The organism is Variovorax sp. CF079 (genome assembly GCF_900101545.1).
GTDB lineage: Bacteria > Pseudomonadota > Gammaproteobacteria > Burkholderiales > Burkholderiaceae_C > Variovorax.
Map to the genome: position 1 here is coordinate 90,878 of NZ_FMZU01000019.1, position 26,251 is coordinate 117,128.

The 26,251-nt window shown below is 68.1% G+C and carries 16 protein-coding genes; 10 read left to right on the plus strand and 6 right to left on the minus strand.

Annotated features, from left to right (window positions below; all coding sequences use genetic code 11):
• Positions 1-3: 3 nt before the first annotated feature.
• From chvE to BLS74_RS24140, 3 genes are read right to left on the minus strand one after another with little or no spacing between them, the layout of a single operon-like run.
• Entirely contained in the window at positions 4-1,074 is a 1,071-nt protein-coding gene (gene chvE / locus BLS74_RS24130; RefSeq protein ID WP_093109687.1) for a multiple monosaccharide ABC transporter substrate-binding protein, read from the minus strand.
• Between the two features lie 24 nt (positions 1,075-1,098).
• Positions 1,099-2,067: an ABC transporter substrate-binding protein gene (locus BLS74_RS24135; RefSeq protein WP_093109688.1), complete on the minus strand. Its 969-nt coding sequence runs from the start codon at positions 2,065-2,067 to the stop codon at positions 1,099-1,101.
• Positions 2,068-2,123: 56 nt separating this feature from the next.
• Positions 2,124-3,575: an aldehyde dehydrogenase family protein gene (locus BLS74_RS24140; protein WP_093109689.1), complete on the minus strand. Its 1,452-nt coding sequence runs from the start codon at positions 3,573-3,575 to the stop codon at positions 2,124-2,126.
• Positions 3,576-3,663: 88 nt separating this feature from the next.
• On the opposite strand from BLS74_RS24140, the gene BLS74_RS24145 reads away from it, so the two are divergent.
• Positions 3,664-4,623 (plus strand): LysR family transcriptional regulator, encoded by a 960-nt coding sequence (locus BLS74_RS24145; RefSeq protein WP_093109690.1) that lies wholly within the window; start codon positions 3,664-3,666, stop codon positions 4,621-4,623.
• Positions 4,624-4,790: 167 nt separating this feature from the next.
• On the opposite strand, the gene BLS74_RS24150 is transcribed toward BLS74_RS24145, so the two are convergent.
• The gene (locus tag BLS74_RS24150; RefSeq protein WP_093109691.1) at positions 4,791-5,567 is read right to left on the minus strand and encodes an SDR family NAD(P)-dependent oxidoreductase; all 777 of its coding nucleotides are present in this window, start codon (positions 5,565-5,567) and stop codon (positions 4,791-4,793) included.
• Positions 5,568-5,688: 121 nt separating this feature from the next.
• On the opposite strand from BLS74_RS24150, the gene BLS74_RS24155 reads away from it, so the two are divergent.
• Positions 5,689-6,600 carry an SMP-30/gluconolactonase/LRE family protein gene (locus BLS74_RS24155; protein WP_093109692.1) on the plus strand — a complete coding sequence of 304 codons (912 nt, stop codon included), beginning with the start codon at positions 5,689-5,691 and terminating at the stop codon, positions 6,598-6,600.
• 7 nt (positions 6,601-6,607) lie between these two features.
• Here BLS74_RS24155 and BLS74_RS24160 read toward each other — a convergent pair whose 3' ends face one another.
• A complete protein-coding gene (locus BLS74_RS24160) occupies positions 6,608-7,576 on the minus strand; it encodes an AraC family transcriptional regulator (protein WP_093109744.1) in 969 nt (322 codons plus the stop codon).
• Positions 7,577-7,719: 143 nt separating this feature from the next.
• On the opposite strand from BLS74_RS24160, the gene BLS74_RS24165 reads away from it, so the two are divergent.
• Positions 7,720-8,625, plus strand: a complete 906-nt coding sequence (locus BLS74_RS24165) for an NmrA family NAD(P)-binding protein (protein ID WP_093109693.1) — start codon at positions 7,720-7,722, stop codon at positions 8,623-8,625.
• Positions 8,626-8,646: 21 nt separating this feature from the next.
• Here the strand turns inward: BLS74_RS24165 and BLS74_RS24170 are convergent, their stop codons facing one another.
• Positions 8,647-8,907: a hypothetical protein gene (locus BLS74_RS24170; protein ID WP_093109694.1), complete on the minus strand. Its 261-nt coding sequence runs from the start codon at positions 8,905-8,907 to the stop codon at positions 8,647-8,649.
• A gap of 181 nt (positions 8,908-9,088) precedes the next feature.
• Here BLS74_RS24170 and glgB point away from each other — a divergent pair, with 181 nt between their 5' ends.
• From glgB to BLS74_RS24205, 7 genes are read left to right on the plus strand one after another with little or no spacing between them, the layout of a single operon-like run.
• Entirely contained in the window at positions 9,089-10,987 is a 1,899-nt protein-coding gene (gene glgB / locus BLS74_RS24175) for a 1,4-alpha-glucan branching protein GlgB (RefSeq protein WP_093109695.1), read from the plus strand.
• Positions 10,980-13,022 (plus strand): alpha-1,4-glucan--maltose-1-phosphate maltosyltransferase, encoded by a 2,043-nt coding sequence (locus BLS74_RS24180; protein WP_093109696.1) that lies wholly within the window; start codon positions 10,980-10,982, stop codon positions 13,020-13,022. The genes glgB and BLS74_RS24180 overlap by 8 nt, the downstream gene beginning before the upstream one ends.
• 12 nt (positions 13,023-13,034) lie before the next feature.
• On the plus strand, positions 13,035-16,376 hold the full coding sequence (gene treS / locus BLS74_RS24185; protein WP_093109697.1) for a maltose alpha-D-glucosyltransferase: 3,342 nt from the start codon (positions 13,035-13,037) through the stop codon (positions 16,374-16,376).
• A 23-nt stretch (positions 16,377-16,399) separates the two neighbouring features.
• Entirely contained in the window at positions 16,400-17,107 is a 708-nt protein-coding gene (locus BLS74_RS24190; RefSeq protein ID WP_093109698.1) for a mechanosensitive ion channel family protein, read from the plus strand.
• The gene (gene glgX, locus BLS74_RS24195) at positions 17,104-19,275 is read left to right on the plus strand and encodes a glycogen debranching protein GlgX (RefSeq protein WP_093109699.1); all 2,172 of its coding nucleotides are present in this window, start codon (positions 17,104-17,106) and stop codon (positions 19,273-19,275) included. The genes BLS74_RS24190 and glgX overlap by 4 nt, the downstream gene beginning before the upstream one ends.
• Positions 19,272-21,113, plus strand: coding sequence for a malto-oligosyltrehalose trehalohydrolase (gene treZ, locus BLS74_RS24200; RefSeq protein WP_093109700.1), 1,842 nt, complete (start codon positions 19,272-19,274; stop codon positions 21,111-21,113). The genes glgX and treZ overlap by 4 nt, the downstream gene beginning before the upstream one ends.
• Positions 21,106-26,250 carry a malto-oligosyltrehalose synthase gene (locus tag BLS74_RS24205; protein ID WP_093109701.1) on the plus strand — a complete coding sequence of 1,715 codons (5,145 nt, stop codon included), beginning with the start codon at positions 21,106-21,108 and terminating at the stop codon, positions 26,248-26,250. Before treZ ends, BLS74_RS24205 begins: the two co-directional genes overlap by 8 nt.
• The last annotated feature ends 1 nt before the right edge of the window (position 26,251 follow it).

Genomic DNA, 26,251 nt, shown 5'->3' on the forward strand with positions numbered 1-26,251 from the left:
CGACTACTTGATCTGGCTTTCCTTGTAGTAGCCGCTGTCGACCAGTGCCTGCTTCCAGTTCGATGCGTCGACGCTGATCGGCTTGAGCAGGTAGGAGGGCACGACCTTGACGCCGTTGTTGTAGGTCTTGGTGTCGTTCACTTCCGGCGTCTTGCCCGCGAGCATCGCGTCCACCATGTTCACCGTCACCTTGGCCAGCTCGCGCGTGTCCTTGAACACGGTCGCCGTCTGCTCCTTGCGCAGGATCGACTTGACCGAGGGCACTTCGGCATCCTGCCCCGTCACCACCGGCATCGGCTGCTGGGCCGAGCCGTAGCCCACGCCCTTGAGCGAGGAGATGATGCCGATCGACAGGCCGTCATAGGGCGACAGCACCGCATCGACCCGGTCCTTGGTGTAGTAGGCCGACAGCAGGTTGTCCATGCGCGCCTGCGCCACCGCGCCGTCCCAGCGCAGCGTGGAGACCTTGTCCATGCCCAGCTGCTTGCTGCGCACCACCAGCTTGCCGCTGTCGATGTAGGGCTTCAGCACCGACATCGCGCCGTTGTAGAAGAAGAAGGCGTTGTTGTCGTCCGGCGAGCCGCCGAAGAGCTCGATGTTGTACGGGCCCTTGCCTTCCTTCAGCTTGAGCGCCTGCTCGATGTAGCCCGCCTGCAGCACGCCGACCTGGAAGTTGTCGAAGGTCGCGTAGTAGTCGACGTTCTTCGAGCCCTTGATCAGCCGGTCGTAGGCAATCACCTTGACGCCCTTGTCGGCCGCCTTCTGCAACACGTCCGACAAGGTGCTGCCGTCGATCGCGGCGATCACCAGCACCTTGGAGCCCTTGGTCACCATGTTCTCGATCTGCGCGAGCTGGTTCGGGATGTCGTCGTCGGCGTACTGGAGATCGGTCTTGTAGCCCTTCTCCTTGAAGTACTTGACCATGTTGGCGCCATCGGCGATCCAGCGCGCCGACGACTTGGTCGGCATCGAGATCGCGATCGGACCCTTGTCCTGGGCCTGGGCGAGCGAAGTGATGCCGATCAGGCCCATGGCGGCGCCGGCGAGCAGGGTCTTGAGAAAAATGCGTTTCATTGGGATATCTCCTTCGTTGTGCGCTCAGTATTTGCGCTTGGGGAATTCGGTCTTGGCTACTTCCATCGGGAAGATCCCCTCCTCGGTCACGATGCGCTTCGGAATCGTCTTGCCGGCCTTGATGTCCTTCACGGCCGTCATCAGTTGCGGACCCAGGAGCGGGCTGCATTCGACCGACACGTTGAGCTTGCCGGCCATCATGGCCTCGAAGGCGCCCTTGACCGCGTCGATCGAGATGATCGTGATGTCCTTGGCCGGCTTCAGGCCCGCTTCCTCGATGGCCTGGATCGCGCCGATCGCCATGTCGTCGTTGTGCGCATAGAGCACGTTGATCTTCTTGCCCTCGGCCTTGAGGAAGGCTTCCATCACTTCCTTGCCCTTGGCGCGCGTGAAGTCGCCGGTCTGCGAGCGGATGATCTTGAACTTCGGGTCGGCCTTGATGATTTCCTCGAAACCCTTCTTGCGGTCGATCGCCGGCGCCGAGCCCACGGTGCCCTGTAACTCGACGATGTTGACCTCGCCCTTCTGGTCCTTCATCTTCTCGACCATCCAGCGCCCGGCCTTGCGGCCTTCCTCGACGAAGTCGGAGCCCATGAAGGTGACGTAGAGCGAGTCGTCCTTGGTGTTGACGGAGCGGTCGGTCAGCACCACCGGGATCTTGGCGGCCTTGGCTTCGCGCAGCACCGTCTCCCAGCCCGACTCGACCACCGGCGAGAACGCGATGACGTCGACCTTCTGCGCGATGTAGGAGCGGATCGCCTTGATCTGGTTCTCCTGCTTCTGCTGCCCGTCGGAGAACTTGAGCTCGATGCCGGACTCCTTGGCGGCCGACTTGATCGACTCGGTGTTGGCGGTGCGCCACTCGCTTTCGGCGCCGACCTGGGCGAAGCCGAGAACGATCTTCTTCTGCGCCAGCGCCGTGCCCGGCAGCAGCGAAGCCAGCGAGGCGGCTGCGAGAGCAAGGGTGGTGAGCGTGCGACGGTTCAGTTTCATGGTCTGTCTCCTGTGGTTGTCGTGGTGAAAAAACTTGAGGCCCCGGGGTGCGTGCGTCAGGCCATCACGTACCCCGTCTTGACCGTGGTGTAGAACTCGGCCGCGTAGCGCCCCTGCTCCCGCGGCCCGTAGCTCGAGGCCTTGCGGCCGCCGAAGGGCACGTGGTAGTCGACGCCAGCGGTCGGCAGGTTGACCATGGTCATGCCCACCTTGGCATGGCGCTTGAAATGCATGGCGCGCTGCAGCGAGCCGGTGCAGATGCCGGCACACAGGCCGAAGGGCGTGTCGTTGGCCAGCACCAGCGCATGCTCGTAGTCGTCGGCGCGCAGCACGCAGGCGACCGGCCCGAAGATCTCCTCGCGCGCCACGCGCTGATGGGGCCGGGCCAAGAAGAGCGCCGGGCTCATGTAGTGGCCGGCGGTCGGCCGCTCCAGCAGCTCGCCGCCCCACACGTGCTCGGCGCCCTCCTCGATCGCGGCCGCGATCGAGGCCATGTTCTGCCCGAGCTGGCGGCGGTCGACCACCGGACCGATGTCGATGCCGCGCTCCAGCGCATGCCCGACCTGGAGCGCGGCCATGCGGCGGCGCAGGCGCGCGACGAAGGCATCGTGCACCGGCGCTTCGACGATCAGCCGGCTCGACGCGGTGCAACGCTGCCCGGTCGAGAAATAGGCGCCCTGCACCGCGCAGTCGACGGCAAGCTCGAGGTCGGCGTCGGCCAGCACCACGAGCGGATTCTTGCCGCCCATCTCGAGCTGCACCTTGGCATGGCGCGCCGATGCGGCCCGCAGGATGCGCTCGCCGGTCTCGACCGAGCCGGTGAAGCTGATCGCATCGACCAGGGGGCTGTCGACGATCGTCTGGCCGACCTCGCGGCCGCTGCCCATCACGAGGTTGAAGGTACCGGCCGGCAGCGCCGCGCGGCTGATGATCTCGCTCAAGGCCCAGCCGCAGGCCGGCACCAGTTCGGCCGGCTTGAACACCACGCTGTTGCCGTAGGCGAGTGCGGGCGCAATCTTCCAGGCGGGAATCGCGAGCGGAAAGTTCCAGGGCGCGATCAGGCCGACCACCCCCACGGGCTCGCGCGTGACGTCGACCTGCACGCCGGGCCGCATCGAGGACATCGTTTCGCCCCCGGCGCGCAGCGCCTCGCCGGCGAAGAACTTGAAGATCTGGCCCGCGCGCGTCGCTTCGGCGATGGCCTCGGACAGGGTCTTGCCTTCCTCGCGCGCCAGCAGCACGCCGAGCTCTTCGCGGCGCGCCAGCAGCTCGCTGCCGATCTGGTCGAGCACGTCGGCGCGGCGCTGCGGCGTGGTCCGGCTCCAGTGCGGGAAGGCATCGACCGCCGCCCGGATCGCCGATTCGGTCTGGCTGCGGTCGGCGCGGGCGTACTCGGCGACCACCTCGCGCGTGTCGGACGGGTTTTCGCTCAGGCCGCTGGTCACGCCGGTCTCCCAGCGGCCGTTGATGTACTGCCTGGCGTTCTGTTGGAGGTGGCTGCGCTTCAAGGTGCGGCGAGTTTAGGAATCACACCAATATCTTTCCAATCAATATTTGGATTGAATCGATATCAGAAGAAGCATTCAGGAAAACCCCATGACCAACTACACGCACTGGTTTATCCGTGCGCGCCTCAAGACCCGCCAGCTGCTGTTGCTCGTGGCCCTGGCCGAGGAAGGCAACATCCATCGCGCGGCCCAGGTGCTCAACATGACGCAGCCCGCGGCCTCGAAGCTGCTAAAGGATCTGGAGGACGTGCTGGAGGTCTCGCTGTTCGAGCGCCTGCCGCGCGGCATGCGGCCGACCTGGTACGGCGAGACCATGATCCGCCACGCGCGCGAAGCGCTGGCGAGCCTCAACCAGGCGCACGACGAGCTCGTCGCGCTCAAGGCCGGCAGCTTCGGCCAGGTCGGCATCGGCGCGGTCACCTCGCCCGGCCTGGTTCTGCTGCCGCCGGCGATGGCGGCCGTGAAGCGCGAGCAGCCGAACCTGCGCATCTCGCTCGATATCGAGACCAGCCCGGTGCTGTTCGAACGGCTCGAGCAGGGCAAGCTCGACATCCTGGTCGCGCGCCTTTTCGCGGAGCACGACAAGTCGAACCTGCGCTACGAGGCGCTGGTCGAGGAGCCGGTGTGCGCGCTCGTGCGCCCCGGGCATCCGCTGCTCGGCATGACCGGCCTCGGCCTGCGCGACCTGGTGTCCGCCGGCTGGATCGTGCCGCCCGCGGGCAGCGTGCTGCGCCACCGCTTCGACCTGATGTTCCAGGAGGAAGGCCTCGCGCCGCCGCTCAACGTGATCGAGACCGCGGCACTGCTCTTCATCACGCGCATGCTGCAGCAGAGCGACATGGTGGCCGTGCTCGCGACCGACGTGGCCCGCTACTACGCCGCGCACGGCATCGGGGCCGTGCTGCCGGTCGACATGCCCTGCCACATGGACGCCTTCGGCCTCATCACGCGCACCGACCGGCTGCCCTCTCCGGCGGCCAAGGTGATGATGAAGGCGTTGAAGGCGCAATGCCTGGCGGTGTACGGGCGGCGGCTGGAGGCGGATTAGTCCGGGGGGCCGAGGCGGGCGGTATTGCTCCCTCCCCCAATTGGGGGAGGGCGGGGGTGGGGGCACCGGGCCTTCGACGCGCACGCAACCATCGAACACCCACGAGCCCGGCCCGCACCGCATGCCGAGCGCCATCCAGGGGGCGAGCGCGGCAACTTAAACGCCCCCTACACCCAGCCCGCGTCCACCTTGAACTCCTGCGCCGTGCACATCGCCGCATCGTCCGAGGCAAGGAACAGCACCATGCGCGCGATGTCCTGCGGCTGCAGCTTGTCGGGCAGGCACTGGTTGCGCTTGATCTCGCGCTCGCCCTCGGCGTCGAGCCAGAGCTTGATCTGGCGCTCGGTCATCACCCAACCCGGCGACACCGTGTTGATGCGGATGCGGTCCTCGCCCAGCGGCCTGGCGAGCCCGCGCGTGAGGCCGTTGACCGACGACTTCGCGATCGCATAGCAGGGGTAGGCGCCGCCCTTGCCCTGCCAGCCGGTCGAGCCGAGATTGACGATCGAGCCGAAGCCCAGGCGCCGCATGCCCGGCACCACCGACTGGATGGCGAAGAAGGCGGGCCGCTCGTTGATCGCCATGCGCTCCTCGTAGTAGGCCGGCGTCACAGATTCCAGCGTATGGCGATCGTCGCTCGCGACGTTGTTGACCAGCACCGCGAAATCGCCCAACGCCGCCGCGGCCTCGGCGATGCACGACTGCAGCGCCGCCACGTCGCGCACGTCGCACACGCGCCACCACGGGGCGGCATGGCCCGCCTCCGCCAGTTGCCGCGCGAGCGCCTGGCTCGCGCCCTCGGCGATGTCGACGAAAGCCACGCGCGCGCCTTGTTCGACGAAGGCGCTCACCATTGCGGCGCCAATGCCGCTGCCGCCGCCGGTGACGAAAACCGGCCTTCCCTTCAGGCTCGGATAGGTGGAAAGTGCGGGGGCGGGATTCATCAGGTGTCTCCAAAATATGAGATTGCAATTTACGTATCAATCAATACGAAAATAATTGATTTCTAATATCAATATGCCTTGATACGATCCGCCGCGTCAAGGGACACCGCAGGAGACAAGCTTGAACAAGACATCCCCGCCCACGGTCCTCGAAGCCCCCCGCTGCGTCTGGCCGGCCGGCGCCACACTCGGCGAAGGCACACTGTGGTCGGTGCGCGAACAGGCGCTCTACTGGGTCGACATCCTCGAGCGCCGGCTGCATCGCTTCGACCCCGCCGGCGGCGAGCGTAAGAGTTGGGATTTCGACGAGGAGATCACGGCGCTGGCCGAGCGGGCCAACACGCCGGGCCTGATCGTCACGCTGCGCCGCGGCTTCGCGCTCTTCGATCCGGCGGCGAGCGAGGTGCCGCCCAAATACCTGCACCAGCCCGAGCCGGAACTGCCTGCCAACCGTTTCAACGATGGCAAATGCGATGCAGAAGGCCGCTTCTGGGGCGGCACTATGGACTTCGCCTGCGAGGCGCCGACCGGTGCGCTCTACCGCTTCGACCCCGATGGCCGCTGCAGCCGCCACGACCAGGGCTTTGCCGTGACCAACGGCCCGACCTGGTCGCAGGGCGGAGGGACGATGTACTTCAACGACACCGTCACCGGCCGCATCTACGCCTACGACTTCGACATGGCCGCCGGAACGCTCGCCAACAAGCGCCAGTGGCTGCGTTTCGCGCGCGGCGACGGCCTGCCCGACGGCATGACCACCGACGCCGCCGGCCGGCTCTGGATCGCGCACTGGGGCGGCGCCTGCGTGAGCTGCCACGACCCGGTCAGCGCCGAAGAACTCTGCCGCGTGAAGCTGCCCACCAGCCACATCACCAACTGCGCTTTCGGCGATGCGGACCTGTGCACGCTCTACATCTCGAGCGCGACCAGCGGCCTGACACCCGCGCAGCGCGAAGCCGAGCCCGAGGCCGGCGCACTGTTCGCGGTGCGCATCGACAGCCCCGGCCTGCCGGCGCCGCTGTTCGGCGGCTGATCAGAAGTCAGAAGTCGGGCAGCACGATGTCGCGCTGGCGCCGCGCCGCCCCCGGCGACACGCCGATGAAGCGCTTGAAGGAACGGCTGAAGGCCGCCTCGGACTGGTAGCCGAGCTGGCTCGCGAGTTCGACCGGCCGCGCATTCTTCTCCTGCAGCAGGGTCAGCGCGACATGCATGCGCCAGCGCGCCACGTAGTGCATCGCCGGCTCCCCGACCAGCGCCGTGAAGCGTGCCGCGAAGGCCGAGCGCGACATCGCGACCTCGGCCGCCAGCGAGGCCACCGTCCACGGCCGCGCGGGATCGCGGTGGATGAGCGAGATGGCGCGGCCGATCTGCCGGTCCTGCAGCGCGCCCAGCCATCCGGTGCGGGCCGCGGGGTCGCGCGCCATCCACGAGCGGATCGCCTGGATCACGAGGATGTCGGCCAGCCGCGTGATGATGGTTTCGCCGCCCGGCTGCATGGCATGCGCTTCGGCGGCCATGAAGCGCAGCGTGCTGCCGAGCCAGTCGGCCTCGGGCGACGCCGAAGCATCGATGCGGATCACGCTGGGCAGCAGCTTGGCCAGCCGGTGCGCGGCCGGGTGATCGAAGCGCACCGCGCCGCAGACCAGGTGAGTGGCCGCGCCACCGCCGCCGTGCCGTAGCACCTCGTAGCGGTCGCTCTGCTGCTCGCGCGGAAGATCGAAAAGCCCGGGCGCCTCGGCGCCCGGTTCGCTCACCAGCCGATGACCCGCACCATGCGGCACCAGCGCGAAATCGCCCGGCTGCAGCAATTGCGGCTCGCTGCCCTCGACCTCGAGCCAGCAGGGGCCGGAGGTCACGGCATGGAACATCAGGCTGTCCGCCATCGGCGGCAGCGTCAAGCCCCAGGGCGCGGTGAACTCGGAGCGGCAATAGAAGATGCCGCTCATCCGCAGGAAGTGCAGCGCCTCGCCGAGCGGATCCACGGGCACCAGGACGTCTTTGAGCTTCATGCGGGCAGTATGCGAAGCCTGGATGCGATCGTCCAGCTCGCCTGGACGAATGAGCAAGAACAAGCGATCTTCAAGCATTGATAAGCCTGTTCTCGCCGACGATAGTAGACGCCATGTCAACCCCAACCCAAGGAGCAACGGACATGAGCAACACCATCCCCACCATCACCGTCATGGGCGCCACCGGCCACACCGGCGGCAAGATTGCCAGGCGTCTGCTGGCCGCCGGCGCCAAGGTGCGCGCCCTCGGCCGCAACCCGGCCAAGCTGGCCGCGCTCGAACGCGCCGGCGCCGAAGTGCTGGCGGGCGACACCTGCGACCCGACTTTTCTCGCGCAGGCCTTTCGCGGTGCCGATGCCGTCTACACGTTGCTGGCCACCGATCGCCGCGCGCCCGACTACCGGGCCCGGCAGGACCAGGAAGGCGAGGCCATCGCCGAAGCCCTGCGCGCGAGCGGCGTGCGCCATGTCGTCGCGCTCAGCAGCCTGGGCGCGGACCAGGGCGAAGGCACGGGCGTGATCGCCGGGCTGCATGCGCAGGAAGAGCGGCTGAAGCGGATCGCCGGCGTCCACCTGCTGCTGCTGCGCCCGGTCTCCTTCTTCGAGAATTTTTACGACGCGCTGGGGCAGATCAAGGAAGCGGGCCTGATGGCGGACACCGTCGAGGCGGACATCGCCGTGCCCATGATCGCAGCCGATGACATCGCCGCGGTCGCGGCCCAGGCGCTGCTGGCGCGCGACTGGAGCGGCGTCGCCGTGCGCGAGCTGCTCGGCCAGCGCGATCTGAGCCACACCGAGGTGGCACGCATCCTCGGCGAGCGCATCGGCAAGCGGGGGCTCGCCTATGTGCAGCTCTGCGAGGCCGACATGACCGGCGCCATGGTCGATGCCGGTCTGTCGCCGAGCTTTGCCGGGCTGTACATCGAGATGACGCGCGCCTTCAACGAAGGCCGGGTCGGCCCGAGCGCGGGGCGAAACGCCGCCAACACCACGGCCACGCGCTTCGAGGACTTCGCCGAGGAGTTCGCCGGCGCCTACGCGGCAATGTAAGCCGGGCTCTTCTTCGTTGCGCTAGCGTCGCCAGGAAGACCACCAGATGTCTGCGCTGCGAATGGTGATTTCGCTGCAGCGGCTGCCTCCCGCCAGTTGCATCGCAAGGGCGCGCAGCCGCGGCATGTGGCGTTCGAGGGTGGCCGACAGGCTCTCTTCGTCGGGCGTTGCGCCGAGCGCGATCAAGGCTTCGTTGTTCACGCGAACCGTCACCTTTCCCTGCGAGTTCTCGATCACGAAGTGATGGCCGGGAAGCTTGAGATCGGAAGAGCTGACGGGCATCGCGCGTCTCCTGCAGAGTTTTCCCGAACTTCGCGAAGACCGCCACCAGCCCGCGTAGGAGCAGCACCCGCTCCTGTTCCCGAAAAGACTTACAGGGACCGACGAACGAGTTGCTGTCCGACATCCTGAAGCGCATGCGCCGCGCTTGCGCACGGCCCGGCCAGCACTTCAATGGCGGGCTGTGCATACCCAAAAGCAAAACCAATTCATCGGTCCACAAGACGGCTACCTGTTCGCGGAAGGCACCCACTCGCGGCTCTACGAGCGCCTCGGCTGCCACCTCCGGGCGACGGGAGGCGCGGACTTTGCGGTCTGGGCGCCGAACGCCGAATCCGTGAGCGTGATCGGGGACTGGAACGGCTGGTCGGCCGAAGTCGACCTGCTCGAGTCGCGCGGCGAGCTCGGCATCTGGCAGGGCCACGCCCCCGATGCCGCGCCAGGGCAGGCCTACAAGTACCGCATCCGGTCACGCCATGGCGGCTGGCAGGTCGACAAGGCCGACCCCTTCGCCTTCTGCGCCGAGCTGCCGCCGGCCACGGCCTCCCGCATCTGGACACTCGACTACGTGTGGAGCGACCGCGAATGGATGTCCGCGCGTGCACCGAAGAATGCGCTGGATGCGCCGATGTCCGTCTACGAGTTGCACCTCGGCTCCTGGCGGCGCAAGGAGGGTCACTTCTTCGGCTACCGCGAACTCGCGCACGAGCTGGGCGACTATGTGACCGAGATGGGCTTCACGCACGTCGAGCTCATGCCGGTGACCGAGCATCCGTTCTACGGCTCCTGGGGCTACCAGACCACAGGCTACTTCGCGCCCACCGCGCGCTTCGGCACGCCGCAGGATTTCATGTATTTCGTCGACCACCTGCACCAACGCGGCGTCGGTGTGCTGCTGGACTGGGTGCCCTCGCACTTCCCGACCGACGAGCACGGCCTCGGCTACTTCGACGGCACCCATCTCTACGAGCATGCCGATCCGCGACAGGGCTTCCATCCTGAATGGAACTCGAGCATCTTCAACTACGGCCGCAACGAGGTTCGCAGCTTCCTCATTTCGTCGGCCCTGTTCTGGCTCGACAAATACCACCTGGACGGCCTGCGCGTCGACGCGGTCGCTTCGATGCTCTACCTCGACTACGCGCGTCAGCACGGCGGCTGGATTCCCAACCGCTACGGCGGCCGCGAGAACCTGGAAGCCGTCGAGTTCCTGCAGACCCTGAACCGGGCCGTGTACCGCGAGCATCCCGACACGCTCACCATCGCCGAGGAATCGACCGCCTGGCCGCGCGTCTCGCGCCCGACCGACATGGACGGCCTGGGCTTCGGCATGAAATGGAACATGGGCTGGATGCACGACAGCCTGGCCTACATGAAGGAAGACGCGGTCCATCGCAAGTACCACCACCACAAGCTCACCTTCTCGCTGGTGTATGCCTTCAACGAGAACTTCGTGCTGCCGCTGTCGCACGATGAGGTGGTGCATGGCAAGGGCTCGCTGCTCAACAAGATGCCGGGCGATGCATGGCAGCAGTTCGCCAACCTGCGCGCGCTACTCGGCTTCATGTGGGGGCATCCGGGCAAGAAGCTGCTGTTCATGGGCGGCGAGTTCGGCCAGCGGCGCGAATGGAACCATGACGACGAGCTCGAATGGTGGGTCGCCGCGCTCGAGGGCCATGCAGGCCTGCAGCGTTTCGTGAAGGAACTCAACCGCGTCTACCGCGCCACGCCCGCGCTGCACCAGCTCGACTTCTCCGCCACCGGCTTCGAATGGGTCGCGGCCGACGACGCGGACCGCAGCGTGTTCGCCTTCCTGCGCAAGGCGCGCGACGGCGGCGCGCCGCTCCTGGTCGTCAGCAACATGACGCCGGTGCCGCGCACCAACTACCTGCTCGGCGTGCCGGCACCCGGCTTCTGGCGCGAGCTCGTCAACAGCGACGCCGGCGAGTTCGGCGGCGCGGGCTGGGGCAACCTCGGCGGCATCGAGTCGGCGCCGGTGCGCGCCCATGGCCGCATGCACTCCGTGTGCCTCACCTTGCCGCCGCTTTCGACCCTGTTCCTCGAGCACACCCCCCATGGCTGAGAAAAATACCCCGGTCCGCCCCCCCACCCATCCGGACGGCGCGGACGGCCGCGTACGCGCCGTCATCGACGCCGTCCTGCCCATCGTGGACGGCGGGCGCTTTCCCGTGAAGCGCGTGGCCGGGGAAGCGCTGCGCGTGCAGGCGCACTGCTTCGCCGACGGGCACGACATGCTGCGGGTCATGCTGCGCTGGCGCAGCGAGGACGACGCCCACGGGGCCGAGCTGCCGATGAAGCCGCTGGGCAACGACGTCTGGGAGGCCGAGTTCACGCCGCCCGCGATCGGCCGCTACCGCTACACCGTCGCGGCCTGGGTCGATGCCTTCGAGTCCTGGCGCCACGACATGGCGCGCCGCGTCGAGCTCGACGACATCCGCATCGCATCGCAGATCGGCGCGCTCGAGATCGCGGCGGCCGCCGAACGTGCCAATGGCGTGGAGCGCAAGACGCTGGCCCGCTGGGGCATGGAACTGCACAGCGCCGCCGTCGCCGACGCGGCCGATGCGACGGTGCTCAAGGCGCTGGCGCTGGACGAAGCCCTGGCCGCGCTCGCAGCCCGCTACCCGGACCGCCGCCTCGCGGCGCAGTATCCGTTGGAGCTGCCGCTGGTGGCCGATCGCGATCGCGCCCGCTTCAGTAGCTGGTACGAGCTGTTCCCGCGCTCGACGGCGACCGAGGCCGGACGCCACGGCAGCTTCAAGGACGTGGCAGCGCGCCTGCCCGCGATCGCGGCCATGGGCTTCGACGTGCTGTACTTCCCGCCGATCCATCCGATCGGCCGCGTGCAGCGCAAGGGCAAGAACAATGCGCTGGTCGCCAAGGCGGACGACGTCGGCAGCCCGTGGGCCATCGGCGCGGCCGAAGGCGGCCACAAGTCCATCCTGCCCGAACTCGGCACGGCCGAGGACTTCCGGCATCTGATCGCGCAGGCGGCCGGCCACGGCCTCGAGATCGCACTCGACATCGCCTTCCAGTGCGCGCCGGACCATCCGTACGTGAAGGCGCATCCCAGCTGGTTCCGCTGGCGGCCGGACGGCAGCGTGCAGTACGCCGAGAACCCGCCGAAGAAATACCAGGACATCTACCCCTTCAACTTCGAGAGCGAGGACTGGCCCGCGCTGTGGGCCGAGCTCAAGAGCGTCTTCGACCACTGGATCGCCGAGGGCGTCAAGATCTTCCGGGTCGACAACCCGCACACCAAGGCGTTCCCGTTCTGGGAATGGGCGATCGGCGAAATCAAGCGCCAGCATCCCGAGGTCATCTTCCTGGCCGAAGCCTTCACGCGGCCCAAGGTGATGCACCGGTTGGCCAAGCTGGGCTTCACGCAGTCCTACACCTACTTCACCTGGCGCAACGGCAAGCAGGAACTGACCGAGTACTTCACCGAACTCTCGGCGGGACCGGGCAGCGAATATTTCCGCCCCAACGTCTGGCCCAACACGCCCGACATCCTGCACGAGCGCCTGCAGGGCGGCGAGCCCGCGGTCTTCATGGCGCGCCTGGTTCTCGCCGCGACGCTGGCGGCCAACTACGGCATCTACGGCCCCGCCTTTGAACTGCGCGAGCACCTGCCGCGCGAGCCGGGCAGCGAGGAGTACCTGCATTCCGAGAAGTACCAGCTGCGCGCCTGGAACCACGACGATCCGGGAAGCCTCGCGCCCTTCATCGCCCGCGTCAACGGCATCCGGCGCGACAACCCCGCGCTCCATGCCGACCGCGGCCTGCGCTTCCTCGCGATCGACAACGACCAGCTGCTGGCCTACGCCAAGCGCTCGGACGACGGCGTCAACGTGGTGGTGACGGTGGTGAACCTCGACCCGCACAACGTGCAGTCCGGCTGGCTCGCGCTCGATCCCGCGTCCATCGATTGCGAGGCCGGGCATCCGTTCCAGATGCACGACCTGCTGAGCAACCAGCGCTTCGTGTGGCAGGGAGATCGTCACTTCGTCCGGCTCGATCCGCACAGCGTGCCGGCCCACATCTTCCGGGTGCGGCGCCGGGTTCGCGACGAGCGCGAGTTCGACTATTTCCAGTGAGGTCTTGCGCCCATGAACGCTCCAGTACCGCACATTGCTCTCGAAACCGTCGAGATCGACAGCAGCGACGATCCGCTGTGGTACCGCGATGCGGTCATCTACCAGCTCAACGTCAAGGCCTTCTTCGATTCCAACGATGACGGCGTCGGCGACTTCAAGGGCGTCACGGCCAAGCTCGACTACGTGAAGGACCTGGGCGTCAACACCATCTGGCTGATGCCCTTCTACCCCTCGCCCTTGCGCGACGACGGCTACGACATCGCCGAGTACGAGAACGTGCACCCCCAGTACGGCACGCTGGACGATTTCCGCGAGATGCTGGATGCGGCGCACCGCCGCGGCCTGCGCGTGATCACCGAGCTCGTCATCAACCACACCTCGAGCGACCACCCGTGGTTCCAGGCCGCACGCCGCGCGCCGCCCGGCTCGCCCGAGCGCGACTTCTACGTCTGGAGCGACAGCGACCAGCTCTACCAGGGCACGCGCATCATCTTCACCGACACCGAGACCTCCAACTGGAGCTGGGACCCGATTGCCAAGGCCTACTACTGGCATCGCTTCTTCAGCCACCAGCCGGACCTGAACTTCGACAACCCCCAGGTGCTGGAGGCCGTGTTCAAGACCATGCGCTTCTGGCTCGACATGGGCGTCGACGGCTTTCGGCTGGACGCGATTCCCTACCTGGTCGAGCGCGACGGCACCAGCAACGAGAACCTGCCGGAGACGCACGCGGTGATCAAGAAGCTGCGCGCCGCCATCGACGCCCGCTACAAGAACCGCTTCTTGCTGGCCGAGGCCAACATGTGGCCCGAGGACGTGCGCGAGTACTTCGGCGAGGGCAACGAGTGCCACATGGCCTACCATTTCCCCTTGATGCCGCGCATGTACATGGCGATCGCGCAGGAGGACCGCCATCCGATCGTCGAGATCATCCAGCAGACGCCCGAGATTCCCGAAGGCTGCCAATGGGCCATCTTCCTGCGCAACCATGACGAGCTGACGCTGGAGATGGTGACCAGCAAGGAGCGCGACTACATGTACCTCATGTATGCCGCCGACCTGCGCGCCCGCATCAACGTCGGCATCCGGCGCCGGCTCGCGCCGCTGATGGAGAACGACCTCGACCGCGTCAAACTGATGAACGGCATGCTGCTGTCGATGCCGGGCTCGCCGATCATCTACTACGGCGACGAGATCGGCATGGGCGACAACGTGTTCGTCGGCGACCGCAACGGCGTGCGCACGCCGATGCAGTGGAGCCCCGATCGCAACGCCGGTTTCTCGCGCGCCGACCCGCAGCGCCTCTATCTGCAGCCGATCATGGACCCGATGTACGGCTTCGAGGCGCTCAACGTGGAGGCGCAGGCGCGCGACGCCAGCTCGCTGCTCAACTGGACGCGACGCATGCTGGCCGTGCGCAAGACCAGCCACGCCTTCGGGCGCGGCAAGCGCATCTTCCTGAAGCCCGGCAACCGCAAGATCCTGGCCTACCTGAGCGAGTACGACGAGGACACCATCCTCACGGTCTTCAACCTCTCGCGCGCGGCGCAGCCGGTGGAGCTCAACCTGTCGGCCTACAAGGGCAAGGTGCCGGTCGAGATGCTGGGCCGCACCTCCTTCCCGCCCATCGGCGAGCTGCCCTACCTGCTGACCTTGCCCTCGTACGGCTTCTACTGGTTCCGCCTCGCGGCCGATGCCGAGATGCCGAGCTGGCACCAGGAAGGCGTCGGGCTGCAGGACCGGCCGACGCTGGTGCTGTTCGACGGCTGGACCAGCTTCTTCCGCGACCGCGTGATGCCGTGGCGCATCGGCATGGCCGAACGGATGCTGACGCAGTTCGAGACCGACACGCTGCCGCGCTTTCTGGAGATCCAGCGCTGGTACGCTTCCAAGGGCACGCCGATCGAGCGCGCGCGGCTGGTCGACCATGCGGTGTGGGACGCCGGCGAATTCAGCTGGATGCTGCCGCTGCTGCAGCTCGACGGCCCGCCCGAAGCGTCGACCTACTTCGTGCCGCTGGCGCTGGCATGGGAAGAGCAGGACGAGGAGCGCTTCAACCGCCTCACGCCGGCCGCGCTGGCCAAGGTGCGGCAGCAGTCCAACGTGGGCGTGATGGCCGACGCCTTCTATGACGAGGCCTTCTGCCGCGCGGTGGTCGAGGCCATCCGCGCCGGCAAGGAGATCGCCACCTACGCCGGCCGGTTGCGCTTCACGGCCACCGACGCGTTCAGCGACCTTCCCGTAGCCCTCGCTGCGCTGCCCGTGGCCCGCCCCAGCGCGGTGAGCAGCAACACCGTCGTCACCTTCGACGAGACCCTGTTCCTCAAGGGCTATCGCAACCTGCGCGACGGCGTGAATCCCGAGCTCGAGATGGGTTGGTTCCTGACCAGCGTCGCACGCTTTCCGCATTGCGTTCCGGTCCTGGGCGCACTCGAATACCTCGGCGACGACGGCCGCGTGGTGACGCTGGCGATGGTCCAGGCCTACGTGACCAACCAGGGCGACGGCTGGGTCTACACGCTCGGCTATCTGGAGCGCTTCCTCGAAGAGCTGCGTACGGCGGGCGCCGATGCCTTCGCCGCGGCCGCACCGGCCCAGGCCCACGGCGGCTTCCTCGCGCTGATGGTGGTGCTCGGCCGGCGCACCGCCGAGCTCCATTTGGCGCTGGCCGCACGCACAGGCGACGCGGCCTTCGATCCCGAGCCGTTCGAGCCGGGCGACGTCGAGGCGATGCGCGAGCGCGCACTCGATGACGCCACCGCCACGCTGGCCTTGCTGCGCGATCGCCTGCTGCTGCTTCCCCCGGCCGCGCAAGAGGACGCGCAAGCCCTTCTGTCGCGCCACGAGGCGCTGCAAAGGCGCATCAGCGCGGCAGCCGGGAACGTCGAAGGCGGCACCAAGACCCGCTACCACGGCGACTACCACCTGGGCCAGGTGCTGGTGGCCGACAACGATTTTGTCATCATCGATTTCGAAGGCGAACCCACGCGCAGCTTCGAGGAGCGCCGCGCCAAGGGCTCGCCGCTGCGCGACGTCGCGGGCATGCTGCGCTCGTTCAACTACGCGCGCTGGTCGGCCTTGCGGCGCGTGGCGCAGAACGCCGACGAGCTCCAGCGGCTCGACGCACCAGCGCGCGACTGGGAGCTTGCCGCGCGGGATGCCTTCCTCTCGGCCTATCGGGCGACAATGGCTTCGGCTGGAACGGCGGCGCCGATCGACGCGAATCTTCTCGAATTGTTCGAACTTGAAAAGGCGCTGTACGAGCTGCGCTACGAACTCAACAATCGCACCGACTGGGTCCAGGTCCCGCTGCAGGGCCTGCTGGCATTGAACGGTGCCGGCTCATCGCGCTGATCGAGCGACTGGAGAAACGCATCATGGAAAGCTTCGGAATCCACCTGGAGCCCTTGCGGGCCATCCTGTTCCAGATCGGCGCATTCCTGCCGCGTCTTCTGATCGCGCTGATCGTGGTGCTCGGCGGTTGGCTGCTCGCCAAGCTGGCGCGCTTCACTGTCGTCAAGGCCCTGCGCGCGATCAACTTCAACGTGCTCACCGAACGCGCCGGCCTCGACAACTTCCTGCGGCAGGGCGGAATGCCCGGCGACACCACCAGCCTGTTCGGCGTGCTGGTGTACTGGCTGGTGATCCTCGCCGCGCTCCTGATCGCCTTCAACGGCCTCGGCCTGACCTACATCACCGACCTGCTGGGCCGCGTGGTCTGGTTCGTTCCCAACATCTTCGTGGCCCTGCTGGTGCTGGCCTTCGGCTCCTACTTTGCGCGCTTCGTCGGCGACAGCGTCGCCACCTATGGCCGCAACATCAAGCTGCAGGACGCCGTGTTCCTCGGCAAGCTCGCGCAGTACGCGATCATGGTGTTCGTGGTGCTGATCGCGCTCGACCAGATCAAGGTCGGCGGCGACATCGTTCGCGAAAGCTTCCTCGTGATCCTGGCCGGCGTGGTCTTCGCGCTGGCGCTCGCCTTCGGTCTGGGCGGCAAGGACTGGGCCGCGGAGCGCATCGAGCAATGGTGGCCGCGCGAGCGCAAGAACCCCGGCGACGGCCCAGACGACAAGCTCCCTAGATGAAGACCAACGATCAGATCACCGCAGTCTGGCCCGGCCGCCCCTATCCGCCCGGCGCCCACTGGGACGGCCAGGGCGTCAACTTCGCGCTCTTCTCGCAGCATGCGCACAAGGTCGAGCTCTGCCTCTTCGACGAGAAGGGCCGCCACGAGCGGCTGCGCATCGCGATGCGCGAGCGCACCGACGACATCTGGCACTGCTACCTGCCCGAGGCGCGCCCGGGGCTGGCCTACGGCTATCGCGTGCACGGGCCCTACAAGCCCGAGGAGGGGCATCGCTTCAATCCGCACAAGCTGGTGCTCGACCCCTATGCCAAGGACACGATCGGGCAACTGCGCTGGGGCGACGCGCTGTACGGCTACACCGTCGGGAGCAAGCGCGAGGACCTGTCCTTCGACCGCCGCGACAGCGCGCCGCTGATGCCCAAGGGGCGCGTGCTCGAGCCCGCATTCACCTGGGGCGACGACCGCCGCCCGCACATCTCGTGGCAGGACATGGTGATCTACGAGCTGCACGTGCGCGGCTTCACGATGACCCACCCCGAGGTGCCACCGGACCTGCGCGGCACCTATGCGGCACTCGGTTCGGCGCCGGTGGTCGACTACCTGAAGCGCCTCGGCGTGACCACCGTCGAGCTGCTGCCGGTGCACAGCTTCCTGAACGACCACCACCTGGCGGAGAAAGGGCTGCAGAACTACTGGGGCTACAACACCCTGGCCTACTTCGCGCCCGAGATGCGCTATTGCGCCTCGCTCAAGGTCAAGGAGTTCAAGACCATGGTGAAGACGCTGCACTCGGCAGGCATCGAGGTCATCCTCGACGTGGTCTACAACCACAGCTGCGAAGGCAACCATCTCGGGCCGACGCTGTCCATGCGCGGCGTCGACAACGCCTCCTACTACATCACCACCGCCGACAACCGCCGCTTCTACGACGATTTCACCGGCTGCGGCAACACCGTGAACCTGGAGCATCCGCGCGCGCTGCAGCTGGTGATGGACTCGCTGCGCTACTGGGTCGAGGAGATGCACGTGGACGGCTTCCGCTTCGACCTCGCCGCGGCGCTGGCGCGCGAATCCGGCAAGGTCGAAAACCTCGGCGGCTTCTTCGATGCGATCCGCCAGGACCCCACGCTCAACCGCGTGAAGCTGATCGCCGAACCCTGGGACCTCGGCCACGGGGGCTACCGGGTCGGCAACTTCCCCTACGGCTGGGCCGAGTGGAACGACCGCTTCCGCGACGGCGTGCGCGGCTACTGGAAGGGCGACGACGGCGTGATGGGCGATCTTGCGCAACGCCTCACGGGCTCGCAGGACCTGTACGGCTGGTCGGGCCGGCGGCCGCATGCCAGCATCAACTTCGTCACCGCGCACGACGGCTTCACGCTGCAGGACCTGGTCTCCTACAACGAGAAGCACAACGAGGCCAACGGCGAGGACAACCGCGACGGCAACAGCCACAACCTGTCTTGGAACTGCGGCTTCGAAGGGCCGAGCGACGACCCGGAGATCCAGGCGCTGCGCGAGCGGCAGAAGCGCAACCTCATCGCCACGCTGCTGCTGTCGCAGGGCGTGCCGATGATCCTGGCCGGCGACGAGCGCGGCCACACCCAGAACGGCAACAACAACATCTACTGCCAGGACAACGAAACGGCCTGGCTGGACTGGAATCCGACGCCGGAGGGCGACGCGCTGTTCGCCTTCATGCAGCGCGTGATCGCGCTGCGGCGCGCGCATCCCTCCTTTCGCCGCCGCAATTTTTTTCATGGCAAGCCGCTGGAAGGCAGCGCGGTCAAGGACGTGTGCTGGCTCAAGCCGGACGGCCTCGAAATGACGCCGGAAGACTGGAACGATGCCCATGCGAGATGCTTCGCGATGCTGATCTCCGGCAACGGCATCACCGAGCGGGGACCGCGCGGCGAGGCGCTGCGCGACGACGACTTCCTGCTGCTCTTCAACGCCCACCACGACGAGATCGCGTTCACGCTGCCGTCCGGGGGCCAGGGCGCATGGCGCCTCATGCTCGACACCGCGACGCAGGCCCTGCCGCCCGACGAGAACGAGGCCGCCTGCGGCGAAGCACCGGCCTGGACCTCGCCGAGCTACCCGCTGCAAGGACGGTCCTTCGTGTTGCTGAGCCGCGCCGCGCGCCCTGCGGAGAACGCCGAGTGAAGCGCGTGCATCCCATGCCCTTCGGCGCCGGCGTCCTGCCCGAGGGCGGCGTGCGCTTCGCACTTTGGGCACCGGCCGTCGAACTGGTGATGCTGGAGCACGGGCCCGACGCCGGCGCGCGCACGCATCGCATGCTGCACGACGCGGAAGGCTGGCACCGCCTCGACCTGGACGAGGCGCGGCCCGGCGACAGCTATCGCTTCCGCTTGCCGGACGGCCTGCGCGTGCCGGACCCGGCCTCGCGCTTCAACCCGGAGGACGTGCACGGCGCGAGCCGCGTCGTCGACCCGGCGGCCTATGCATGGCAGCACCGGGCCTGGCGCGGCCGGCCGTGGGAGGAGGCGGTGGTCTACGAACTGCACGTCGGCACCTTCACGGCCGAAGGCACTTTCGCGGCCGCGCGGCAGCGCCTTCACGCGTTGGCCGAGCTGGGCATCACCGCGGTCGAGCTCATGCCGCTGGCCGACTTTCCGGGCCAGCGCAACTGGGGCTACGACGGCGTGCTGCCCTTTGCGCCGGACGCCGCCTACGGCACGCCGGACGAGCTCAAGGCGCTGGTCGACGACGCCCACGGGCTCGGCCTGATGGTGCTGATCGACGTGGTCTACAACCACTTCGGCCCCGAGGGCAACTACCTGCACGCCTACTGCCCGCAGTTCTTCAACCCCGCGCACCAGACGCCGTGGGGTTCGGCCATCAACTACGACGGCGAGGCGGCCCGGACGGTGCGCGACTTCTTCATCCACAACGCGCTCTACTGGGTCGAGGAGTTCGGCTTCGACGGCCTGCGGATGGACGCGATCCACGCCATACGTGACGATTCCGGCAAGCACATCGTGCGCGAGATCTGCGAGGCGCTGCACGACGGGCCGGGCCGCGAGCGGCATGTGCACGTGGTGCTGGAGAACGATGCGAACCAGGCTTCACTGCTCGAGCGCGACGCCCGCGGCGTTCCGCTCGCGGGCACGGCCCAATGGAACGACGACCTCCACCATGCGGCCCACGTGCTGGTCACCGGCGAGGCCGACGGCTACTACGCCGACTATGCCGACGCGCCGGTGGCGCGCTTCGGGCGCGCGCTGGCCGAAGGCTTCATCTACCAGGGCCAGCCTTCGCACTTTCGCAACGGCGAGCCGCGCGGCGAGCCGTCCACGCACCTGCCGCTCGCCGCTTTCGTTTCCTTCTTGCAAACGCACGACCAGGTCGGCAACCGCGCCTTCGGCGAACGCATTCACAGGCTGGGCGACGCGGCGATGCTGCGCGCGGCCATGGCCTGCGTGCTGCTGTCGCCGCATGTGCCGATGCTGTTCATGGGCGAGGAATTCGCGGCGTCGACGCCGTTCCAGTACTTCTGCGACTTCGGACCCGAGCTCGCCGCCGCCGTCTCGCGCGGCCGGCGCGAGGAGTTCGGCCGCTTCGCCGCCTTCAAGGACGAGGCGGCGCGTTCGCGCATTCCCGATCCCAATGCCGAGTCCACCTTCATGGCGTCCAAGCTGCGCTGGGAGGAGCGGGATGTCCCCCATCACAGCGCCCGCCTCGCCGAGCTGCGCGAACTGCTGGCCCTGCGACAGCAGCGCCTGGTGCCCCTGCTGGCGGGCCAGCGCGGCGCCGGCCGTTTCCACTGCGAGGGCGCGTTGCTGCAGGTCGACTGGACGCTCGGGTCGGCGGCAGCGCTGCATCTGCTCGCGAACTTCGGCCTCGAGGAAATGGCATGCGCGGCGCCGCCCGGCGACCTGCTCTGGTCCATCGGTGCGGCGCAGACCACGAATGCCACGCCGCTGAACCTGGCGCCCGGCGCGGTGCATACGACGCTGCAGGAGGAGGTCCGCCTTGACTGAGCCCGCGCGCATCGTCGACGACGACGAAGCGCTGGGCCCGCTGTGTGCGCACTTCGGCATCGCCACCGACTACGAGGACGTCTGGCGAACGCGCCGTCCGGTGCCGCGCGACAGCCTGGTCGCCTTGCTGGCGGAGCTCGACGTCCGCATCGATGCCACCACGACGGCCGAGGACGCGCTCGCCGCGGCCCGCCGCGCCGCATGGACGCAAGGCCTGCCGCCGGTGCATGCGATCCAAGCTGCGGCGCCGACGTGGCAACTGCACTTGCGCCTTCCCGCAACGACCGGCCGGCTGCGCTGGCAGCTGGACGAGGAATCCGGCCCGCGGCACCAGGGCGAACTCGACGTGCTGGCCCTGCCCGAGCTTGCGCACGCCGAGCTCGATGGCGTGCGCTGGTGCGAGCGCGAGCTCTCGTTTTCGCTTGCGCTGCCGGCCGGCTACCACCGCCTCAGCATCGAGGGCCTGGCCGGCCCGGTCGGCGAGATGCTGATCGTGAGCGCCCCCGCACGCTGCTGGCGCCCGGCGGCATTGCAGGACGGCGGCCGCATCTGGGGGCCCGCGGTGCAGCTGTATGCGCTGCGTTCTGCGCGCAACTGGGGCATCGGCGACTTCGGCGATCTTGAGCAGCTGGTCACGCAGATGGCCGCGCGCGGCGCCGACATCGTCGGACTCAATCCGCTGCACGCCCTCTTCCCGCACAACCCGGCCCATGCGAGTCCCTACAGCCCGTCCTCGCGCCGGCATCTCAATGTGCTCTACATCGACGTCGAGGCGGTCGATGGCTTCGCCGCCTGCGACGCGGCCCGGCAGCTCGTGCACTCGCTCGAATTCCAGACCCGGCTCGCGCGCCTGCGCGAAGCGCCGCTGGTCGACTACGCGGCCGTGGCCGCAGCGAAGTTCGAGGTGCTGAAGCTTCTTTACGCGCAGTTTCGCGAACAGCATCTGTCAGCCGACGGCCGCAACGCGCGCGACGATGCGGGCCGCGCCTTCCTGGCCTTCGTGGCCGAAGGCGGCGAAGCGCTGTACGGCCACGCCCTGTTCGAGGCGCTGCAGGCCCACTTCCACGCGGCCGACGACGCGGTTTGGGGCTGGCCGGCATGGCCCGAGGCCTTTCGCGATCCGGCCGGCGCCGAGGTCGCCGCCTTCGCACAGCAGCATGCCGAGCGCGTGCAGTACCACCAGTACCTGCAATGGCTGGCCGAATGCCAGCTCGAGCGTGCCAACGCGCGCTGCAAGGCGCTGGGGCTGGGCGTCGGCCTGTACCTCGATCTGGCGGTGTCGGTGGACCGCGCGGGCTCCGAGGTCTGGAGCGAACGCACTTGCTTTGCTGCCGAAGCCAGCGTGGGCGCGCCGCCGGACGAGTTCAATCCCGGAGGCCAGGGCTGGGGCCTGCCGCCGCTCCGGCCGGATCGCCTGCGCGCCGACCGCTACCGCCTCTTCATCGACACGCTGCGCGCCAATATGAAGAGCGCCGGCGCGCTGCGCATCGACCACGTGATGGGGCTGATGCGCCTGTTCTGGATACCGCCCGGACGAAGCGCCACCGATGGCGCCTACGTGCACTACGCGCTAGCCGAGCTGCTCGCGATCGTCGCGTTGGAGAGCCGGCGCAACCGCTGCATGGTGATCGGCGAAGACCTGGGCACGGTGGCGCCGGAGATGCGCGAGGCGCTGGCGCGCGTGGACGTGCTGTCCTACCGCGTGCTGTTCTTCGAACGCACCGACGACGGCGAGTTCAAGTCCGCGGCCGACTACCCGCCCGACGCGCTGGCCGCGATCGGCACGCACGATCTGCCGACCCTCGCCGGATGGTGGAGCGGAGAGGACCTGCGGTTGCGGCTGCAGCTCGGCCTGTTTCCCGAGCTGGCGCTGTTCGAGAAGCAGCTCCGCGATCGCGCGCGGGAGCGCGTGGGGCTGCTTCTGCAGCTCGAGCACGCGGGTCTGCTGTCGGCCGAGGAAGTCGCCGAGGCCACGGGCCGCCCAACGCCGGCGCCGCGCACGGTGGAGGCGGTCCACGCCTTTCTTGCCGCTGCACCCTCGACGATCATGATGGTGCAGTTCGAGGACGCGCTCGGCGTCACGGACCAGGTCAACATGCCCGGCACCACCGCGGAGCAGCCGAACTGGCAGCGCAAACTGCCGCTGGATCTGCAGGCGCTGGCGGCGAGCGAAGAAGTCTCGGGCCTGTGCACCACCATGGCCGCATCGCGGCCGCGCCGCGCGCCCGGCAGCGAGCGCCGCGGCAGCAGCACCCTGGTGCCGCGCGCCACCTACCGGCTCCAGTTCCACAAGGACTTCGGCTTCGACGATGCCATTCGCATCCTCCCCTACCTCGCCCGCCTGGGCGTGAGCCACATCTACTGCTCGCCGATCCAGCGCGCCCGCGCGGGCAGCATGCATGGCTACGACGTCGTCGCACACGACGAGATCAACCCCGAACTCGGCGGGCGCGAAGGCTTCGATCGCTTCGTCGCGGCCTTGCGCGAACACGGCATGGGCCAGCTGCTGGACCTGGTGCCCAACCACATGGGCGTGATGGGCGCCGACAACGCATGGTGGATGGACGTGCTGGAGAACGGACCCGCTTCGCTGTTCGCGCAGCACTTCGACATCGACTGGCAGCCGCTCAATCCCGAGCTCGCGGGCAAGGTGCTGGTGCCGGTGCTGGGTGACCACTATGGCGACGTGCTCACCAGCGGCGATCTGGTGCTGCGCTTCGACGAGGAAGCCGGAAGCCTGGCGCTGCACTACTTCGAACACCGCTTTCCGCTGGCGCCGGAGAGCTATCCGCGCGTGCTCGCGGGCGCCGAGACGCAGCAGGGCGATGCGGAGCTCGCGGCGCGCCTGGCCAGCACGGCCTCCGCCTTCGGCCGGCTGCCGGGCCGCGATGCCGAGGATCCCGTCGCCCGCGCCGAGCGAGCGCGCGACAAGGAACTGCTCAAGGCCGATCTGTCCCGTCTTGCCGCCCGCAATCCGGACGTGGCACGCGCGATCACGGCGCGGGTGGCCGAGCTCAACCTGCCGGGCATGCGCGACGAGCTGCATGCGCTGATCGAAACGCAGGCCTGGCGGCTCGCCTATTGGCGCGTGGCCGCGGACGAGATCAACTACCGCCGCTTCTTCGACATCAATTCGCTCGCCGGGCTGCGCATGGAACGCGACGAGGTGTTCGAGGCCACGCAGTCCTTCGCGCTCGACCTGGCCGCGTCCGGCCGCGTGGAGGGCTTGCGCATCGATCATCCGGACGGCCTCTACGATCCGGCGCGCTACTTCCGCCAGCTCCAGGAAGGCTATGCGCGGCGCGCTGGCCTGCTGCTGACAGCGCACGATGCGGCAGGCCGGCCCGCGCGCCCGCTCTACGTGGTGGCGGAAAAGATCGTCGCCGAAGACGAGGAGGTGCCCGAAGACTGGCACGTGCACGGCACAACCGGCTACCGCTTCGCCAACGTGGCCAACGGCCTGTTCGTCGACACTGCCGCGGCCACGAAGTTCGAGAAGATCTGGCGCAATTTCACCGGCGTCGAGAAAGACTTCGAGGCCCTAGCGCGCGACGGCAAGCGCGACATCATGCAGAGCGCGCTGGCCTCGGAGCTCACCGTGCTGGCCACCGAACTGCTGCGCATCGCGCGGGCCGATCGGCGCACGCGCGACTACACCTTCAACGCGCTGCGCCGTGCGCTCGGCGAGATCGCGGCCTGCCTGCCGGTCTACCGGACCTACATCATCGATGCGCCCTCCGCGCAGGACGAGCGCTTCATCGCCTGGGCCCGGCGTGAGGCGGAGCGCGGCAGCCAGGATGCCGATCTCACAATCTATGACTTCGTGCAGCAGATGCTGCTCGGACGCGCGGTATCCGGCGCCGATGACGAACTCCAGCAGCGCGTGCTGCGCCTGGCGATCCGTTTCCAGCAGTTCACTTCACCGGTCACGGCCAAGGGCGTGGAGGACACTGCCTTCTATCGCTACTTTCCCTTGAGCTCGCTCAACGAAGTCGGCGGCGAGCCGGCGCGCTTCGGCAGGACGGTTGCCGAGTTCCACGAGGCCAGCGCCGATCGCGGCCGGCGCTGGCCGCATACCATGCTTGCCACCTCCACGCACGACAACAAGCGCTCCGAGGACGTGCGCTGCCGCATCGACGTGCTGTCGGAGATGCCGGCCGCCTGGCGCCTGGCGCTGCGACGCTGGCACGGCTTCACCCGGCCGGTACGCAGGCGGCTGGAAGCCCGGGGCGCACCGGCCGGCGCGCCTTCGGCCGCCGACGAGTACCTGCTCTACCAGACGCTGCTGGGCACGCTGCCACCGGGCGGACTGGACGACGCGGCGCGCGAGCCTTATGTCGAACGCATCGTGCGCTACATGCAGAAGGCGGCACGCGAGTCCAAGCTCAACACCCGATGGACCTATCCCAACGAAGGCTACGAGCGCGCCCTCGAGGGTTTCGTGCGCGCGCTGTTCAGGCCTGGAGCCGACAACCGTTTTCTCGACGAGCTGAAGATCATGGGCGCCAGGCTCGCCTGGTTCGGCGCGTTGAACAGCCTCTCGCTCGCCCTGCTGAAGTACGGGTCGCCCGGCGTGCCCGACCTGTACCAGGGCAATGAACTGATGGACCTGAGCCTGGTCGATCCCGACAACCGCCGTCCGGTGGATTTCCGCCTTCGCGAGCAGCGCCTGAACGAGCTCGAGGCGCTGGCGAAGGCGCCCGACATGCCGGCGCGCGTGAATGCGCTCGCGCGCGAGCCCCACGACGGCCGGGCCAAGCTCTGGCTCGTCTGGCGCATGCTGTCGCTTCGGCGCGCGCAGCCTGTGCTGTTCCGGGAGGGACGCTACGAGCCCCTGGGCGCCAGCGGCGTGCAGGCCGCGCATGTGGTCGCTTTCGCGCGCCGTCACAAAGAGCAGACGCTGGTTGTGATCGCAGGGCGGCTTTTCACCGGCCTCGACAGCGCCGAGGGCGAACCGCCGCTCGGCGAGGCGTGGCAGGACACGAGCGTGCGCCTGCCGGACACGGCCGACGGTGCTGCTTTCGCGAACGTGCTGACCGGCGAGACGATCGTCGTGCAGGGCGGAGCCATCCGCCTCTCTGCCGCCCTGGGCCGCTTTCCGGGTGCAGCGCTGTGGAAGCTTTCCACAGCGGGTTGAA